General features: G+C 33.6%; 19 protein-coding genes and 1 tRNA gene. 14 read left to right on the forward strand and 6 right to left on the reverse strand.

Annotation, left to right across the window (positions count from 1 at the left end):
- The 4 genes from ACH2BV_RS01910 to ACH2BV_RS01925 all read left to right on the forward strand — a co-directional run.
- Positions 1-543, forward strand: a 543-nt coding sequence (locus tag ACH2BV_RS01910; RefSeq protein ID WP_395048893.1) for an Abi family protein, incomplete at its 5' end; no start/stop codon positions are given.
- A 131-nt stretch (positions 544-674) separates the two neighbouring features.
- Positions 675-992 carry a thioredoxin gene (trxA, locus tag ACH2BV_RS01915; protein WP_395048895.1) on the forward strand — a complete coding sequence of 106 codons (318 nt, stop codon included), beginning with the start codon at positions 675-677 and terminating at the stop codon, positions 990-992.
- Positions 993-1096: 104 nt separating this feature from the next.
- A complete protein-coding gene (locus ACH2BV_RS01920; RefSeq protein WP_395048896.1) occupies positions 1097-2023 on the forward strand; it encodes a DUF58 domain-containing protein in 927 nt (308 codons plus the stop codon).
- Between the two features lie 86 nt (positions 2024-2109).
- Positions 2110-2183 (forward strand) — tRNA-Asp (locus tag ACH2BV_RS01925).
- A 176-nt stretch (positions 2184-2359) separates the two neighbouring features.
- Here ACH2BV_RS01925 and ACH2BV_RS01930 read toward each other — a convergent pair.
- A complete protein-coding gene (locus tag ACH2BV_RS01930; RefSeq protein WP_395048918.1) occupies positions 2360-2824 on the reverse strand; it encodes a DUF456 domain-containing protein in 465 nt (154 codons plus the stop codon).
- 115 nt (positions 2825-2939) lie between these two features.
- Between ACH2BV_RS01930 and ACH2BV_RS01935 the strand changes: the two genes are divergently transcribed.
- Positions 2940-3422 carry a hypothetical protein gene (locus tag ACH2BV_RS01935; RefSeq protein WP_395048919.1) on the forward strand — a complete coding sequence of 161 codons (483 nt, stop codon included), beginning with the start codon at positions 2940-2942 and terminating at the stop codon, positions 3420-3422.
- 169 nt (positions 3423-3591) lie between these two features.
- On the opposite strand, the gene ACH2BV_RS01940 is transcribed toward ACH2BV_RS01935, so the two are convergent.
- Together ACH2BV_RS01940 and ACH2BV_RS01945 are read right to left on the reverse strand one after the other, a co-directional pair.
- Positions 3592-4716, reverse strand: coding sequence for a glycosyltransferase (locus ACH2BV_RS01940; protein WP_395048898.1), 1125 nt, complete (start codon positions 4714-4716; stop codon positions 3592-3594).
- Positions 4713-5639 (reverse strand): hypothetical protein, encoded by a 927-nt coding sequence (locus ACH2BV_RS01945; RefSeq protein WP_395048899.1) that lies wholly within the window; start codon positions 5637-5639, stop codon positions 4713-4715. The genes ACH2BV_RS01940 and ACH2BV_RS01945 overlap by 4 nt, the downstream gene beginning before the upstream one ends.
- Positions 5640-5693: 54 nt before the next feature.
- Between ACH2BV_RS01945 and ruvC the strand changes: the two genes are divergently transcribed.
- The 9 genes from ruvC to ACH2BV_RS01990 all read left to right on the forward strand — a co-directional run bounded on the left by ruvC (position 5694) and on the right by ACH2BV_RS01990 (position 13236).
- Complete coding sequence (ruvC, locus tag ACH2BV_RS01950; protein WP_395048900.1) at positions 5694-6248, forward strand: crossover junction endodeoxyribonuclease RuvC; 555 nt, start codon at positions 5694-5696, stop codon at positions 6246-6248.
- The gene (gene hemW / locus ACH2BV_RS01955) at positions 6245-7381 is read left to right on the forward strand and encodes a radical SAM family heme chaperone HemW (protein WP_395048901.1); all 1137 of its coding nucleotides are present in this window, start codon (positions 6245-6247) and stop codon (positions 7379-7381) included. The genes ruvC and hemW overlap by 4 nt, the downstream gene beginning before the upstream one ends.
- A gap of 35 nt (positions 7382-7416) precedes the next feature.
- The gene (locus tag ACH2BV_RS01960; RefSeq protein ID WP_395048903.1) at positions 7417-7773 is read left to right on the forward strand and encodes a DUF4260 domain-containing protein; all 357 of its coding nucleotides are present in this window, start codon (positions 7417-7419) and stop codon (positions 7771-7773) included.
- Between the two features lies 1 nt (position 7774).
- On the forward strand, positions 7775-8146 hold the full coding sequence (locus ACH2BV_RS01965) for an MmcQ/YjbR family DNA-binding protein (protein ID WP_395048904.1): 372 nt from the start codon (positions 7775-7777) through the stop codon (positions 8144-8146).
- Between the two features lie 47 nt (positions 8147-8193).
- A complete protein-coding gene (locus ACH2BV_RS01970) occupies positions 8194-8892 on the forward strand; it encodes a PH domain-containing protein (protein WP_395048905.1) in 699 nt (232 codons plus the stop codon).
- A 465-nt stretch (positions 8893-9357) separates the two neighbouring features.
- On the forward strand, positions 9358-10716 hold the full coding sequence (locus ACH2BV_RS01975; RefSeq protein WP_395048907.1) for an OmpP1/FadL family transporter: 1359 nt from the start codon (positions 9358-9360) through the stop codon (positions 10714-10716).
- A 423-nt stretch (positions 10717-11139) separates the two neighbouring features.
- Positions 11140-12375 carry an NAD(P)/FAD-dependent oxidoreductase gene (locus ACH2BV_RS01980; RefSeq protein WP_395048908.1) on the forward strand — a complete coding sequence of 412 codons (1236 nt, stop codon included), beginning with the start codon at positions 11140-11142 and terminating at the stop codon, positions 12373-12375.
- Positions 12376-12405: 30 nt separating this feature from the next.
- A complete protein-coding gene (locus ACH2BV_RS01985) occupies positions 12406-12717 on the forward strand; it encodes a TusE/DsrC/DsvC family sulfur relay protein (protein WP_395048909.1) in 312 nt (103 codons plus the stop codon).
- A 15-nt stretch (positions 12718-12732) separates the two neighbouring features.
- The gene (locus ACH2BV_RS01990) at positions 12733-13236 is read left to right on the forward strand and encodes a DsrE/DsrF/DrsH-like family protein (protein ID WP_395048911.1); all 504 of its coding nucleotides are present in this window, start codon (positions 12733-12735) and stop codon (positions 13234-13236) included.
- A gap of 140 nt (positions 13237-13376) precedes the next feature.
- On the opposite strand, the gene ACH2BV_RS01995 is transcribed toward ACH2BV_RS01990, so the two are convergent.
- From ACH2BV_RS01995 to pckA, 3 genes are all read right to left on the reverse strand, one after another.
- The gene (locus ACH2BV_RS01995; protein ID WP_395048913.1) at positions 13377-13769 is read right to left on the reverse strand and encodes a hypothetical protein; all 393 of its coding nucleotides are present in this window, start codon (positions 13767-13769) and stop codon (positions 13377-13379) included.
- A 172-nt stretch (positions 13770-13941) separates the two neighbouring features.
- On the reverse strand, positions 13942-15042 hold the full coding sequence (locus ACH2BV_RS02000) for a DUF4407 domain-containing protein (protein ID WP_395048915.1): 1101 nt from the start codon (positions 15040-15042) through the stop codon (positions 13942-13944).
- 150 nt (positions 15043-15192) lie between these two features.
- A partial coding sequence (gene pckA / locus ACH2BV_RS02005) for a phosphoenolpyruvate carboxykinase (ATP) (RefSeq protein ID WP_395048917.1) occupies positions 15193-16738 on the reverse strand: 1546 nt, incomplete at its 5' end.

Here is a 16738-nt window from a genome sequence, read left to right on the forward strand (position 1 = left end):
GATACAATGCGTTTTGTAAACCAATTAGATTCTCTTCAAAAAGAAGTGGATAGAAGTAATGAAACTTTTATAGATCATTATAAAACTAAATACACTAGCCCTAGCGAACCGCCTTGTTGGATGAGTCTAGAAGTTAGTAGTATGGGATTGTTGTCTAAAATATTCCAAAACTTAAAAAAAGGAAACGAGAAAAAAGTAATTGCAAATCATTTTGGATTATCCGATGCTCTTATACTTGAGAATTGGATGCATAGTTTCTGTAATTTAAGAAACATCTGTGCACATCACGGTCGAATTTGGAATAGAAGGTTGTCAAAAATAAAACTGCCTTACAACACTAAATTTCAATTTTTAGAAAACAATAAAATATATACTAATAAACTATATGCAACGATTTGTTGTATTGAGTATATTTTGCAAATCATAAGTCCTAAGACAACATTAAAAGTAAGATTAAAAGAATTAATGTCTAATTGTCCAATGAAACAAGAAAAAGAAATGGGATTTCCTGAAAATTGGCAAAACGACAAACTTTGGAAATAAACCATTTTTAAGCTGAATTGATAAGTTATACCAATTTATAAATAGTTAAATGTAATACAAGTTACACTTCGGAACTCAAATGTTTCTTTATCTTTGCATTACAAAAATAAATAAATTTAAAAAATAAGAATATGGCATTAGCAATAACAGATGCTACTTTTGAGGAAGTAGTTTTAAAATCAACAAAGCCAGTAATGGTAGATTTTTGGGCAGCTTGGTGTGGACCGTGTAGAATGGTTGGACCAATCATCGACCAACTTGGAGAAGAATATGAAGGAAAAGTAATAGTTGGAAAAGTAGATGTTGACGCGAACCAAGAATTTGCTGCAAAATATGGTGTGAGAAATATTCCAACAGTATTGGTTTTTCACAACGGAGAAGTAGTAGGAAAACAAGTGGGAGTTGCTCCTAAACAAACCTACGCTGATAGTTTAGACGCATTGTTGTAATCAATAGATTATAATTTATATTGAAAGGTTTGGCTAAAGTCAAGCCTTTTTTATTTATAATCTATTAATTTTTTAATCATTCAATCTTTTAATACATTTGAAAGATGAAGATTGAATCGCAAATAGAGAAAATTTCTAGTTTTCAGCATCTTGAATTGTTGGCTAACCAAATAGTAGAAGGCTTTATTTCAGGAATGCACAAAAGTCCTTTTCACGGTTTTTCTGCTGAATTTGCTGAACATAAAGTCTATAATGTTGGCGAAAGCACCAAACACATCGATTGGAAATTGTTTGCAAAAACCGATAGATTATACACCAAGAAATTCGAAGAAGATACCAATTTACGTTGCCACATTATTATCGATAATTCATCATCAATGCATTATCCAAAATTGGAAGACAAAGAAAAATTTTTCCAAAACAAGATAGGATTTTCTGTTTTGGCTTCAGCCGTTTTGATGAATATTTTGAAGAAACAGCGCGATGCAGTTGGGTTAAGTGTGTTTTCAGATTCATATGAATATTATTCTCCCGAAAAAGGAAGCGATCGCCATCATAGAATGATTTTGAATACTCTCGAAAATCTATTGGAAAAACCTAAAGTTCAAAAAAGCACGGATACAATTACATTTTTGCATCAAATTGCGGAAAAAATTCACCGCCGTTCGATGATAATTTTGTTTACAGATATGTTTCAGTCGGGCAATGAAGAAGCGCTATTTACAGCTTTGCAACATTTGAAACACAACAAGCACAAAGTGGTTTTATTTCACGTTATTGACAACAAAACGGAGCTTAATTTCGACTTTGATAATGCTCCAAGGAAGTTTATTGACTTGGAAACTGGCGATGAGGTAAACATTTTTGCCGATAATGTTAAGAGCGAATATGAAAAGGGAGTGAATAGTTACTTCAAAAAGCTGGCTTTAACTTGTTCCCAGAACAGAATTAAGTACGTGCCTGTTGGGGTTGCCGACAGTTTTGAGAAAGTATTGACGACATATTTAGTTGAAAAACAAAACTTTGGATAAAACATATAAAATTTATGAAATGTTTTTCGCAGAAACACTTGTAGAAACAAAATTCTATAGTATATTTGCAACCGCAATAAAGCAGAGGTTTGGTAGTTCAGTTGGTTAGAATACATGCCTGTCACGCATGGGGTCGCGGGTTCGAGTCCCGTCCAGACCGCTAAATTGGGGAGAAGCGATTCAGAGATGAATCGCTTTTTTGCCCCAAAAAGGCATCTAAAGTAGTTGTGTTGTTTTCGCTACGACTTTGTAACTCGTAGCACGGTTTAGTAGTTAGACCAATGAAAAGCTTTCCACTTTTGTGGATGGCTTTTTTGATTTTAAGGCTGTTTGTGTTTAAAATAATTCGGATTTATTCTCCCAAACAATCCAAAGGAACAATCCAAAATACATCATACAAACCACAAACTTCATAAAACTAGAAGCTAAAAATCCAATAAAAGAACCGGTTGCCGCTTTCAAAGCTCGGCTATGGTCTTTATTATCGTAAATTAATTCCCCAACGAAGGCGCCAACAAAAGGACCAATGATAAATCCAAAAGGAATAGGCGCAAAAATCCCCACAATCAAACCGATATTTGTTCCCCAAATCCCATAAGAACTTCCCCCAAATTTCTTGGTTCCTTTAGCAGGAATCACATAATCCAAAACCAAAATAATTATGGTAATCAGTAAAGTAATTCCTAGAATCCAATAATTCGCAGGAACAGCATTTGTGAAATATAGCAACAATAATCCTAGCCAACTTAAACTTGGACCAGGCAAAACAGGTATAAAACTTCCAAAAATGCCAACAATCATTAACATAAAACCAATAATCAACAGCAACGAATCCATAAAGTATTTTTTAGTATTTTTGAAAATTAAAGCAGTACTTTTAGACAAAATTAAAACAGCATTTGTTTCTTTTACGAATATGAGGAAAATTATTCTAATATTACTTTTATTGCCATTACTTTTTAATTCCTGTCAGTACTTTGATAAGCAAGTGCCTTCAGAAAAAGATTTGCTGCAAAAGGAATTGAAAGCCATCAATTGGAAAGAAGTCGACGAATATCCATCAGTAGCTGATTGCGAGAAAATCGAAAACAAATCCCAACGCCAGCAATGCTTTTTCGAATATATGACTCAACTAATCCAAGAAAAACTGAGCGTTGACACATTATCAATTCTCTATCCTGAATTGGACACAATTGAAGTAAAAGTTACCATTTTTCCGAATGCCACGATGCAATTTGAACCTCAATTTCCAAAAGATTCCGTGGCTTATGACACCATAAAAATCGATAGTATCCTAAAAGCTCGTTTGGTCGGTTTTCCAAAAGTGAATCCAGCCATCAAACGCGGAATTCCTGTAAAAACACAATTTATTTTGCCGGTTATTCTTAAAGTAGAATAGGTTTTTGTCATCCTGAGCGCAGTCGAAGGGTGGAGCTTTTTCCAGCTATCCGTTGCAATCTTTATGTTTTAAAGAAAAAACATAAAGGATTTCCACTGCAAACGAAGTTCACTGAACTCCAATTAAAATAAAAATATAGTGAAGTAATCTGGGCTAGGAATTATGCAATTTAAAACCGTCTTCCTTTCCATTCATATTTTCCAAACAACGAATACAAAGCTACACTCACGCTAAAAAACGGATATAGCAAACTTCCCAAAATCAAATAACGAATTCTATTTTTAGTCAAGAAATGATTTGCTTTAAAAATCAAAACTGCGTCAACAATAAATTTCAAAAGAGACAGCAAAAAGATATCTTGAAACATAATAAAACCCAAAACCCAACACCCAACACCCAACACCCAGGCCAGATTCCCTCCAAAAACCACCAAGCCCAAACCTTTTCCAAAACCACTTTGGTACGAACCCGTTTTCGAAGCCCAACGAACTCTTTGATAAAACAGAGATTTCCAATCGTTCAAAGGTTTTGTGACAACAATAGTATTTTCAGATTTTAAATAATGAACCTTTTCAGGAAATCTTGCAATCGCTTTTTGCAACAAAAAAACATCGTCGCCACTGGCAATTCTGTCATTTCCTTCGAAACCATTTAGTTCTTGAAAAAACGATTTTGTATATGCAAAGTTGGCACCGTTACACATAAAACCTTTTTTTAGCCCAAAACTTCCAATGGTTGCTCCTTGTAAACTCGCCAAATCCAATTGCTGAAAATGATGCAAAAAAGAATCTTGACAATCATAAGAAACAGCGCCGGCAATCATCAAAACCTTATGAAGTTGAATGTAATTGTCCAATGCTAATAACCAGTTTTTATTGACTACACAATCTGCATCCGTCGTGATAATCCAATCGTTATTTACGCTTTGAATTGCTGTTGTAATCGCATCTTTCTTTGGTGAATTTGAAACCCGAATGTTGTCAATCAACGAAATCTGAAATGCTTCGCCAGTTCGCTGCCGCTCGGGTCTAAAATCGTTAATCTGAAATCTAAAATCTGAAGCGTCATCAACCAGAATTACTTCAAACAAATCATTCGGATAATTTAATTTTGAAAAACTGTTTAAAAGATTTGGTAGATTTTCAGCTTCATTCCGAAAAGGAACTACAATCGAGAATTTGGTTTTTGGTTTTACCCCAAGATAATCAAAGGAATTAACTTTTGTAAATCCATAAAAAAGAGCAACTATTGCCAGGCAATATATTGTGATGATTATGTATAAAACAAAAATCATTGCGCTATTTTAGTTTTGAAATTCATTACATAATAACTGCCAATTATTACAGGTAAAACTACGTTCAAAAACCACATTAAAGTGCTGATAAAAACGACAATCCATTCGTTGACGCCAAGAATCCCAAAGAAATAAACAGCAACACTTCCTTTTACAGCAAAGTCTAGAAACTGGAATGTAGGCAATGAAGAGGCCAAGAAATAAACACTTGCAATAGTTGCCATCATTGTTAAATAAGGCAAATCAACATCAAAAGCTAAGAATAGAAAATAATATTGATGCGAAAAAATCAAATACCGACAAACGGCCAAGAAAATATTTTTTTGATGAATCGATTTTGGAATTTCGTTGGTTTTATGAATCAGTTTTTCGATAGAATATCCTTTGATTTTGAATTTTTTTAATCCAAATCCTAAAATCCAAAGGGCAAAAGCGGATAAAAAAATAATCGAAACCCAAAACCCATAACCCAAAACCCATAACCCAATTGTTCCAAATACAATCGACAAAATCATCTGTATTCCATTGCAAATCAAATTCAGGAATACAATTTTTTTAGTTTTCGATTTTTCAAAAAACAATGCTTTTCCGGCATATTCACCCACGCCATTTGGCGTAAATAATCCAGCAGTTAGTGCGCCAAGAACTTGTTTGGTTGCTTCGGGTAAAGAAATTTTATGGAGATAAGAAACTAAATTTTGCCATTTCAAAATTTCAAAGAACCGATTCAAAACACTCAACAACAAGATAAAACTGATTCCAGCAACGGATTGGTTTTTTTTGAAAAGAATAATGAATTTCTCCCAATCGAGCTTGTCGTTATTCGCTAGTTGGCTGTAAATAAAATAAAATGCACCGCCAACAATCAAAAGTTTGATAAGAAGTACGAGGAATTGTTTAGCTTTGTGAGATATTGAAATCATTAGTGCAAAGTAACAAAACTTTAAACTTTGAACTTTAAACTTTAAACAAATCTTTTGGCAAACGAACGCATCATATTAGGAATTGACCCAGGAACTACCATTATGGGTTTTGGTTTGATAAAAGTAGTCGGAAAGAATATGCATTTTATTCAACTTAACGAATTGCAATTGTCTAAATACGACAACCATTATCAAAAACTAAAAATCATTTTCGAACGCACCATCGAGTTAATCGACACTCATAATCCAGATGAAATTGCAATTGAAGCACCGTTTTTTGGCAAGAATGTGCAATCAATGCTGAAATTGGGAAGAGCCCAAGGCGTGGCAATGGCGGCGGGACTTTCGAGAGATATTCCCATCACCGAATATGAACCCAAGAAAATAAAAATGGCAATCACCGGAAACGGAAACGCGAGTAAAGAACAGGTTGCCAAAATGCTCCAACAATTATTAGGATTAAAAGAATTACCTAAAAATTTGGATTCTACCGATGGTTTGGCGGCTGCAGTTTGTCATTTTTTCAATTCCGGGAAAGTGGTTGGGGAGAAAAGTTATACTGGTTGGGATGCTTTTGTGAAGAACAATGAAAGTAGAGTGAAGAAGTGAGCGGTATATATATTCATATTCCTTTTTGCAAGCAGGCTTGCCATTATTGCGACTTTCATTTTTCGACATCGATGAAGAAGAAGGGCGAGATGGTTTTGGCTTTAGCCAAAGAAATTCAAATGCGTAAAAATGAGTTTGAAAATGATACGATAGAAACAATTTATTTCGGTGGAGGAACTCCGAGCAGATTGCAGATTGCAGATTTGAGATTGCAGATTGATACGATTTATAAAAATTATAAAGTTGCTCCAAACCCAGAAATCACGCTCGAAGCCAATCCTGATGATTTATCGAAAGAATATTTGATAGAACTTTCAAAAATCGGAATCAATCGCCTTTCCATTGGGGTTCAATCTTTTTTTGAAGACGATTTAACGATGATGAATCGTGCTCACAATTCGGCTGAAGCCAAAGAGTGTCTTGAAGAAGCCACAAAATATTTTGACAATATTTCCCTTGATTTAATTTACGGAATACCGGGCATGAGCAACGAAAAGTGGAAACAGAATATAGAAACCGCTTTATCTTTTCGTATTCCGCACATTTCAAGTTATGCTTTGACGGTAGAGCCCAAAACGGCTTTGAACAAACTCATTCAAACCGGAAAAATTGCAAAACCCAATGATGATTTAGCGCAGGAACATTTTACTATTCTTGTTGAAACCCTTGAAGCGAATGATTATATCCATTATGAATTATCGAATTTTGGAAAGCCAACTTATTTTTCGAAGAACAATTCGGCGTATTGGTTGGGAAAAAAATATATCGGAATTGGGCCTTCAGCACATAGTTATGATGGCATTTCCAGAAGTTGGAATGTTTCGAATAATTCTATTTATTTAAAATCATTGGAGGAAAATAAATTACCCAGCGAAACTGAAATCTTATCGAAAACCGACCGTTATAACGAATATATTATGACGGGTTTGCGAACAATTTGGGGTGTTTCTTTGGAAAGAATTTTGGATGAATTCGGAAGTGAATATCTAGAATATTTACAAACTCAAGCAAGAAAATTCCTTGACGACAACTTACTTTCTATTGAAGGTAATGTTTTAAAAGCAACCAAAAAAGGAAAATTTTTGACGGATGGAATTGCTAGTGATTTGTTTTTGATAAATTTGGAAAAATAAATTGAATAGCTTTTTCATTCTTAAACTTAAAAAACATGAAAACAACTTTGAAAATCGAAGAATTTGGTATGTTTCTTTTTGGAATTTATCTTTTTAACCAGTTAGATTATGCTTGGTGGTGGTTCTTGGTTCTGATTCTTGTGCCAGATTTATCAATGATTGGATACGCTTTTGGCAACAAATCGGGAGCATTTCTGTATAATTTATTTCATCACAAGGGAATTGCAATCCTAGTCTATTTATGTGGTATTTACTTTTCCAATAACTTAGTTCAACTCGCTGGAATTATCTTGTTTGCCCATTCTTCGATGGATAGAATGATGGGTTATGGATTGAAATATGAAACAGGTTTTAAGTTTACTCATTTAGGAGAAATAGGAAAAAAGGAATAATATGAATCTGGGAGCCTTCTACGAGTATTGTTTGTCTAAGAAAGGAGTAACAGAACATTTTCCGTTTGATAAAGACACATTGGTGTTTAAAGTGGGTGGAAAAATGTTTGCGTTATCTTCGTTAATCCAATGGGAAAAAGGAACACCTTCAGTCAATTTAAAATGTGATCCAGAATATGCCCAGGAATTGCGTGGGCAATACGACGACATCAAACCGGCTTTTCATATGAGTAAAGTGCATTGGAATACAATTGTCATTAATAGCGAAGTTCCAGACAAATTTGTCAAAGAAATGATTGATGATTCCTATGAATTGGTTTTCAAAAGTTTAACAAAAAAATCACAAAATGAAATTATTGATTTAAAGAATTAGGCATTACTTTTGCAAAACATTTCAGAACACTATTTAAATTAAATACTATGATTGATAATCTTAAAAAATTCCTGAACGAAGAACAAGACCCAAAAGCCATTGAAAAAATTACTTCAAAACTGAATGATTTATTAATGAAAAATGAAGAAATAGGTTATATCGCCGTTCAAAAAAAGCCCGCCATTACTGTTTTTCCTGATAGTGTTGTGGTTACGAATAAACGAATTATTATTTGTCAGCCAAAAAATTTAGGTCTAACAATGAATTTTACTGATTTTACTTGGGACGAAATTGAAGGCACTTTTGTTAAAGAGAATATTTTAGGTTCAGAGTTTTCGTTTTCGACCAAAACACAAATACAAGTCTCCATTGATTATATTCCAAAGATTCAGGCCAGAAAGATTTTTACTTATGCTAAGGAACAATTAGATATTTTGAAAAATCCTGTAACAGATAATGCGGTTTCCGAGGAAGTAAAAGTTCAAGTTCCAGAATTTTCGGCAGAAGAAGTTGAAGAAGTTGAAACGGAAGAGGTAATAAATTATGCTGAAATAATGCCTGCAGTTTCTAATTATGCTGAACCCATTGAGGAAAACACGGGTGCTTCAATTGAAAAAATATCAGGTGAATTGACACAAAATGAACTTTTTGCAAAACTTCAGAACTACAAAAAACTCCTTGATAACGGATTAATTTTACAAGGAGAGTATGATTCTTATAAAAAAGAAATATTGAGTTTAATGTAGAAATTATTTTAGAAATCCGTAAAAAACCCGACAAATGATTCATTTGTCGGGTTTTTTTAGTGATAAATTTTAGCTGAAAAATTATCGATTACCTGATTTTTATCATATAAATATCCAATTAATTTAACTAAATAAAAGAGGACACGCAGGTGTAATTAAATGAAAATCAATTAGTTAATCAAAACAAGATTTCTTTCACTTATGTAACAATTGTTACATAAGGACTTTTTTTTATAAAGTAAATTTAATCCGTTAAATCAATACATTTAGTTTTGACAAAATCAGAAGCGATTATTTGGTCGCAATTTACTTGAGAAAATAAAAACTATTTATGATGAACACTTTTATATAATATTTATTAAAAGGGTAGTGGCACTTGATGCATGAATAGGGTTGATAAATATTTATATAAATACAGAAAACAATTTCTAATTTATTTAAATTTTTAATCAATACTACTTAATCATGAAAAAAATTTTATTATCAATTTGTTTTTTTGGTTTTTCGACTATTGCTTTTTCTCAAGCAGGTCATATTATGCAAGGCGTTGGCGCTTTTAACATGTCTATGGGTGGAGCGTCTACAGCACAACCTCTTGACATTTCTGGAGCCTTGCAATGGAATCCAGCTTCTATTTCAGCTTTTAATGACAAAATCATTAAGTTTGACATCGGTTTGTTTTATTCTTCGCCAGAATTGAGTTCAAGCTTGCCAGCCGGAATGATGGGTCCTGGTTCTCCTGCTGTATCTGGGGTTACTAAAGATGATAGAGGTGTTTCGCCAATGCCAGCTTTAGCAATGGTTTGGGGAAAAGAAGGTAGCAAACATACTTTTGGGGCTTCGGCTTTTGGTATTAGTGGATTTGGGGTTACATTTCCTCAAGAAGCAAATAATCCTTTGAGTCCTGGTTTTAACCCTACTTTAAATTCTAATCCAATAAATTATCCTCAACAAGCTGGTGGTTTTGGTCATATAGAGTCTGATTATATGTTGCTGCAAGTTGGTTTGACTTGGGCTTATGAATTATCAGATAAATTTTCAATTGGTGTAGAACCAACTTTTAATTATGGAACTTTACAATTAATGCCAAACCCAACTGCAAATCCATCAGCAGCGGGTTATCCATCTACTAACAAAGCTTCAACTTCTGGTTTTGGCGCTCAATTTGGTTTGTTTTACGATTCAAAAGTTGGATTCAAAGCAGGAGTTTCTTATAAAACTATTCAAAATATGAGCAAATTTGAATTTAAAAATACTTATTTAGATAATTCAACGGGAACAAATGAATTCGATATGGATTATCCAGCAATCCTTTCATTTGGTTTAGGATATTCAAAAAGTGACTTTGATATCGCCATTGATTATAGAATGGTTGATTATAAAAACACAAATGGTTTTTCTGAAACAGGATGGACTCCAACGGCATCCGTAAAAGGATTTGGTTGGGATAATGTTTCGATTTTGTCTGCGGGTATTCAATATAAAGGTATAAAAAAATTGCCATTGCGTCTAGGATATACTTATAGCTCAAGCCCTATCGGTAGTGATGTTGCCTTTTTTAATATTCCTGCAACCGCTATTATTAAAAATGCTTTTCAGTTTGGATTTAGTTATGCAGCCAGTAGCAATATTTCTTTAGATGCAGTTTACCACCACGGAGCAAGTGACGGCCAAACGTCTGGTCAAATACTTAATCCAATGTTGGCTTCAAGTTCAAATCCTTATGGTGCAATTCCTGGAAGTACTGTGGCTTATGACATGACAACCGACTTGATAATGGTTGGGATTTCTTATAAGTTTAATAAGCAGCAAGTAAAGCTGTAGAATAAAAAGCAGATTAATGGGAACCGGTTTCTTCTTGCAGAAAATCGGTTCCTAAATTTATTAAGGTTAAATTTTCTTACTACAAATTGGCAAGTGATTATTTTATATGGATATTTTACTTCCAAAAAAGAGATTTTGACTTCAGTGTAAAACACTTTAACTTTAACATACTTACCCGATAAATATTTGTTTTTTGTTTTTTTTATAGATTAAATTTAGTTGTAAAAACATTAATTTCCTGATATTTATCATAGAAACATTTAATTAAAAACACTAACTGATCTATTTTTTAAAAATAGATAACATATAGTAAGACAGTAATTTAAAAACATTGTAATTTCTTTTGCTTATGCAACATTTGTTACACAAATCATTATAATTGAATCGTAATTTTGAAGTATAGATAAGTTAATATAATTTAATATGAAAAGTTTAGTAATACTTGGTGCAGGAACTGCCGGAACAATGATGGCAAGCCACCTAAAAAAAGAATTAAAAAAATCAGAGTGGGAAATCACAATTGTAGATCAATATAAAACACATTACTATCAACCAGGGTTTTTATTTTTACCTTTTGATACCTATAAACCAGAAGATGTAAAAAAAACTATTGACGAGTTTATTCCGAAGGGAGTTAAGTTAATACGAGAAAAAATTGATGTTATTGATAAAGATTCCGATACAGTAGTTTTAGAAGGTGGAAAAAAACTAAAATATGATATATTAATCATAGCTACAGGAACAAAAATAGCTCCTGGAGAAGTTGAAGGTATGTTAGGCGATTATTGGTATAAATCTATTTTTGATTTTTATACTTATGAAGGAGCTTTAGCTTTGAGAGATAAGCTAAGAGTTTGGGAAGGTGGAAAATTAGTGGTTCACATCACCGAAATGCCTATTAAATGTCCGGTTGCTCCTTTAGAATTTGCTTTTCTTGCTGATTCATTCTTCCTTAAAAAAGGGATGCGTGATAAAGTTGAAATATCTTATGTCACTCCTCTATCTGCAGCCTTTACAAAAGAAAAAAGCGCTGAAGCATTAGGACATCTGCTTAAAGAAAAAAACATCAAAATTGTACCTGATTTTGCGGTAGAACATATTGATGGTGAAAAAGGAATGATTGTAGATTATGGTGGAGATGAAGTGCCTTTCGATTTATTAGTAACAATCCCAACAAATATGGGTGATGAAGTAATGGCTCGATCTGGTTTTGGAGATGATTTGAATTATGTGCCTACCAATAAAAACACCTTACAGACCACTGTCAAAGAAAATATTTTTGCATTAGGTGATTGTACCAATGTTCCGGCCTCAAAAGCGGGTTCAGTAGCACACTTTCAAGCAGAAATATTAACCGAAAATATTTTGTTATATATAAAAGGAAAAGAATTGAAACCTGATTTTGATGGTCACGCCAATTGTTTTATTGAAACAGGTCACGGAAAAGCCCTTTTGATAGATTTTAATTACGATAACGAACCAGTAAAAGGAAAGTTTCCTTTTCCAGTTGTTGGCCCCTTAAATTTACTTACTGAGTCTCGATTGAATCATTGGGGTAAATTAGCTTTTAGATGGATTTATTGGAATATGCTGTTGCCAGCAAGAAAACTACCGTTCGTTACAGCCAAAATGAGCAAATCAGGAAAGAATTTTAACTAATAATAATGTTTAATATAAAATAAAAAAAAGATGGAAAAAGTAATAGCAGGAAAATCGGTTGATGTTGATACTAATGGATATTTAACAGATTTATCCCAGTGGAATAAAGAAATTGCGATTGAAATTGGAAAAGAAGAAGGAATAGACGAAGTGTCTGACAAACATTTAGAAGTATTGACTTATTTACAAGACCAATACAAAAAAGATGTAGCTCTAACGATAAGAGGTGTTGGAAAAAGTGGTGTTGTTGATATCAAGCAATTATATGTTTTGTTTCCAAAAGGGCCTTTAAAAATCTCAAGTAAAATGGCTGGAATCCCTAGACCGAAAAGTTGTATTTAATTTAAAAATTTGAAAATGGAAACAAAAGAAAAAAAGCCTTTAGAAAAGGTTTGTATTATATGTGCGAAAGGAAATTTAGAAGATGTTTATGCGGCACTAGTTATGGCAAATGGAGCCGTGATGGAAGGCATTGAAACGAATTTATTTTTCACTTTTTTTGGTTTAGAAGGAATCACAAAAAAATCTATGAATCACCTCCATACAGCAACAACTGGTAATCCGGCAATGAAAATGCCAGGCGGGCTTCCATTTCCAACAATGCTAGGTGGATTGCCCGGTGTTGAATCTGCTGTTTCCAGTATGATGAGAAAACAAATGGATGAATTGGGAATGCCTCCCGTTGATGAGTTTCTAGAGATGATTACTGCAGGAAACGGCACTATTTATGCGTGTAAACTTGCTGTTGATATGTTTAAATTAACTAAAGAAGATTTATCGGATGAAGTTAAAGACATTATTACAATTGGCGAATTCTATGAATTATGTGACGGAGACAGAACCCAAATTATTTTTACATAGTTTTTATTGTTTTTGTAATGCTAAAAGGCAATGGTTCAAATTTTATCATTGCCTTTTTTATTTTTGCCAAATAGTTTTTATCTAAATTCCTCTTAAAATTTATTTTTGTGCCAGTTCCTGAATTTAACTTGTTTAAGAAATCATACTATTTCTGAGGGTGTTTTTTTGAAAAAACCAAGAATACCTCGCTCCCAATCGTCCAAAAAGTCATTTATTTCGTCAATAAAATCCTGTTCTTTTTCTGTTCGGTTGATGGTTAAATGCAATACAATTTGTTCTTTGTCCGGAGGATATCCAGTTGTTGTTGTCCACGTTAAAGCATTGGGACATTCTGCTAAAGCAAATCGAACTCCTCCTTTAATCTCCTCTCGTTTTAAGGTAAATTCTCCCCATATTCCACCAATGTTGACCGAATTGTTCTCATAGTTCAGGATAAATAGACTTTCATTTAAGGAGTTAAAATTTTTAAACGAAAGCCCTTTTTGCAATTGTTCTTCTGTAGTTTGAATGTTGATTATTCTGAAAAATTCCATAATAAAAAAGTTGCTGTTGCGTTATTTAGTACTCTTGTTTTTTGATTAGAATAACATTTAAAAAGGTCTAGAAAAATCTCATAGATTCCACCTGATTTTCAGTCTTTCTAAATTTGTTTAATTTGTATTAACTTTATCAATGCCTTTTAGTCACTGCCCTAAATCACTTCATTTACATTGTTCTCTTTTGTTTCTCTACAAAATTATGCGCTTGAAGCTCCAATAATTCAGTTGCTTTCTTTCGTTGCAGATTATATAATTCTTTGTCTTGGGCAATATCGTCATAGACCTTGTCGTGCATTGATGCGCTGGTTTTTACCAATAAATTGCGCTGGTACTTGTCTTGTGCCAAAGTGGCTTTCAGCGCCGTTTCCAAATCTTCCAATTTATAATCGTATTCGCCTTTTGGAGATAGTAATTTGGCTATAATTGGTGAAGTTTCAATGGCCAAAAACAGCAACATTATAAATAACGAAGGAATCAAAGGCAGTTTGTCCAACGCATTAATCCTAGCCATTAAACCATCAAAACCATCGATTATAGGTTGTGTTTCGGTTACTTTTTTGTCTAGATCAGCTTGTAAAGCTGTCGCTTTTTTGTCGTTGATTGCGATTTTTGCTAAGTTGGTTTTCCGGATAGAATCTAGTTCAGCAGAAACCAAATTGTGTTTAGCAATTTTCTCCTTAAAAACTGGCCCTTTCCCTAATTTCATTGTGCCTTTTGTGCCTTCGGCTTCGGTAATATAAGTTTCATACAAGGTGTTTACCTCTTTTTCTTTGTTTGTGATTTCGGCTTTTAGCTTTTCGGTTTCAGCTTTGTTTTTGTCTAAATCTGATAGAAAATAATTGGCTACTTCTTTTTTGTTATTCAAGGCCATTGCGTTTTTCTCTTTCAATAAAACGGTATTGATTTCCTTCTCGAAAATTTTAATTTCCAATGGTTTCGAAATGACAATGGCAATGATTATCGCTAAAACAATTCGCGGACTTGCCTGTAGAAATTCACTTCCAAACTTATCTCTTTTTCGAATTGTGGATACAATGAATCTATCTAAATTAAAAATTAGCAATCCCCAAACCAAACCAAACCCCATTGCAACATAAGGATTGTCAAATACCGTAAATAGTGCATAAGAACTGGCAATGAATGCCATAACAGCTGTAAAAAAAACAGTGGCACCTATGCCTACATATTTGGTTTGTTCACCTTCAGAGCAACCTTCGAGTAGGTTTTTGTCGGCTCCGGAACACAGGAGGAAGAATTGTTTTAACATAATGATTGATTTTGATTTGATTTGATTGATGTTGATTAGTACTCATTTAACGTCAAAAGTTACCGATTGTTATAAATTTTAGTTTAGTTTTTATAGATAAAAAAAGCCGTTCAAAATGAACAGCTTTTTTTGAATTTGAATTATAATTAACTAAACTTGTGGTGCGCCTTCCATAATTTCGATATTGGCAAATTCTTCAAATTTGGCAAAATTAGCTTTGAATTTTTGAGCTAATTCTACCGCTTTTATATCATATAAATTGGGATCTTCCCAAGTGTTTCTCGGATTTAATATTTCACTTGGAACATTAGGACAAGATTGTGGTTCTGCAATTCCAAAAACGCTGTGATTCACATAATCCACATTATCTAATTCTCCGTTTAATGCAGCAGTAATCATTGCTCGTGTATATTTCAGTTTCATACGACTTCCTATTCCATAAGGACCACCCGTCCACCCGGTATTGATGAGCCAAACTTTTACATTAGCATCTTTCATTTTTTTGCTCAACATTTCTGCATACTTTGTTGGATGCAATGGCATAAATGGTGCTCCAAAACAGGCTGAAAAATTTGGCTGAGGTTCAGTAACTCCAGCTTCAGTTCCTGCTACTTTTGCAGTATAACCAGAAATAAAATGATAAGCAGCTTGTCCTGGTGTCAGTTTTGAAATTGGAGGCAAAATCCCAAAAGAATCTGCTGTTAGGAAAAATATATTCTTTGGGTTTTTTCCAATCGAACCCTTTTGAATATTATCAATATGATAAATTGGATAACTCACTCTTGTGTTTGGTGTTATGGAAACGTCTTCATAATCCACTTCGTTAGTTCCTTCTTTGAACACTACATTTTCTAAAATAGCGCCTTTTTTTATGGATCTGAAAATATCAGGCTCATTTTCATCGGTCAAATTAATCACTTTTGCATAACATCCGCCTTCGAAGTTGAAAACAGTATTTTCGGTCGTCCAACCGTGTTCATCGTCACCAATTAGTTTTCGAGCTGGATCAGCTGATAAAGTTGTTTTTCCGGTTCCTGAAAGTCCAAAGAAAATAGCGGTATCACCTTCATCTCCAACATTGGCACTGCAATGCATTGGTAATGTATTTTTGAAAACTGGCAGAATAAAATTCAAAGCTGAAAAAATTCCTTTTTTCATTTCTCCTGTGTATCCCGTTCCTCCAATAAGTGCTATTTTTTTGGTGAAATCAAGAATAGCAAAATTGCTTTGGCGAGTTCCGTCTATTGCTGGGTCAGCAAGGAAACTTGGAACACATATCATAGTCCATTCGGGTGTGAAATTTTCTAATTCTTCTATTTCAGGTCTCAAAAACATATTGAAACAAAACAAATTAGCCCAAGCTGTTTCCGTAACAACGCGCACATTTAGTCTGTAATTTGCATCGGCACATACATAGGAGTCTCTGACAAAAACTTCCTTCCCGGACAAATATTCTGTAACTTTAGCATACAATTTTTCAAAAGCTTTTGGTTCAAAAGGGATATTGACATTTCCCCACCAAACTTTGTCTTCGGTAATGCTGTCTTTTACAATAAATCGGTCTTTTGGTGATCGACCTGTAAATTCGCCAGTATTAACTGCTAAAGCTCCAGTCGAATTTTCGATTCCCTGTCCAGATTGCAAAGTAATTTCGTGTAATTCTTCGGCAGATAATTGATAATTAATAGTTGCGTTT

The sequence above is a fragment of the Flavobacterium sp. genome, from assembly GCF_043780635.1.
Taxonomy (GTDB): Bacteria; Bacteroidota; Bacteroidia; order Flavobacteriales; family Flavobacteriaceae; genus Flavobacterium.

Coding starts and splice junctions, on each gene's coding strand:
- trxA (WP_395048895.1), top strand. CDS start 675: ATGGCATTAGCAATAACAGATGCTACTTTTGAGGAAGTAGTTTTAAAA.
- ACH2BV_RS01920 (WP_395048896.1), top strand. CDS start 1,097: ATGAAGATTGAATCGCAAATAGAGAAAATTTCTAGTTTTCAGCATCTT.
- ACH2BV_RS01930 (WP_395048918.1), bottom strand. CDS start 2,824: ATGATTGTTGGCATTTTTGGAAGTTTTATACCTGTTTTGCCTGGTCCA.
- ACH2BV_RS01935 (WP_395048919.1), top strand. CDS start 2,940: ATGAGGAAAATTATTCTAATATTACTTTTATTGCCATTACTTTTTAAT.
- ACH2BV_RS01940 (WP_395048898.1), bottom strand. CDS start 4,716: ATGATTTTTGTTTTATACATAATCATCACAATATATTGCCTGGCAATA.
- ACH2BV_RS01945 (WP_395048899.1), bottom strand. CDS start 5,639: ATGATTTCAATATCTCACAAAGCTAAACAATTCCTCGTACTTCTTATC.
- ACH2BV_RS01960 (WP_395048903.1), top strand. CDS start 7,417: ATGAAAACAACTTTGAAAATCGAAGAATTTGGTATGTTTCTTTTTGGA.
- ACH2BV_RS01965 (WP_395048904.1), top strand. CDS start 7,775: ATGAATCTGGGAGCCTTCTACGAGTATTGTTTGTCTAAGAAAGGAGTA.
- ACH2BV_RS01970 (WP_395048905.1), top strand. CDS start 8,194: ATGATTGATAATCTTAAAAAATTCCTGAACGAAGAACAAGACCCAAAA.
- ACH2BV_RS01975 (WP_395048907.1), top strand. CDS start 9,358: ATGAAAAAAATTTTATTATCAATTTGTTTTTTTGGTTTTTCGACTATT.
- ACH2BV_RS01980 (WP_395048908.1), top strand. CDS start 11,140: ATGAAAAGTTTAGTAATACTTGGTGCAGGAACTGCCGGAACAATGATG.
- ACH2BV_RS01985 (WP_395048909.1), top strand. CDS start 12,406: ATGGAAAAAGTAATAGCAGGAAAATCGGTTGATGTTGATACTAATGGA.
- ACH2BV_RS01990 (WP_395048911.1), top strand. CDS start 12,733: ATGGAAACAAAAGAAAAAAAGCCTTTAGAAAAGGTTTGTATTATATGT.
- ACH2BV_RS01995 (WP_395048913.1), bottom strand. CDS start 13,769: ATGGAATTTTTCAGAATAATCAACATTCAAACTACAGAAGAACAATTG.
- ACH2BV_RS02000 (WP_395048915.1), bottom strand. CDS start 15,042: ATGTTAAAACAATTCTTCCTCCTGTGTTCCGGAGCCGACAAAAACCTA.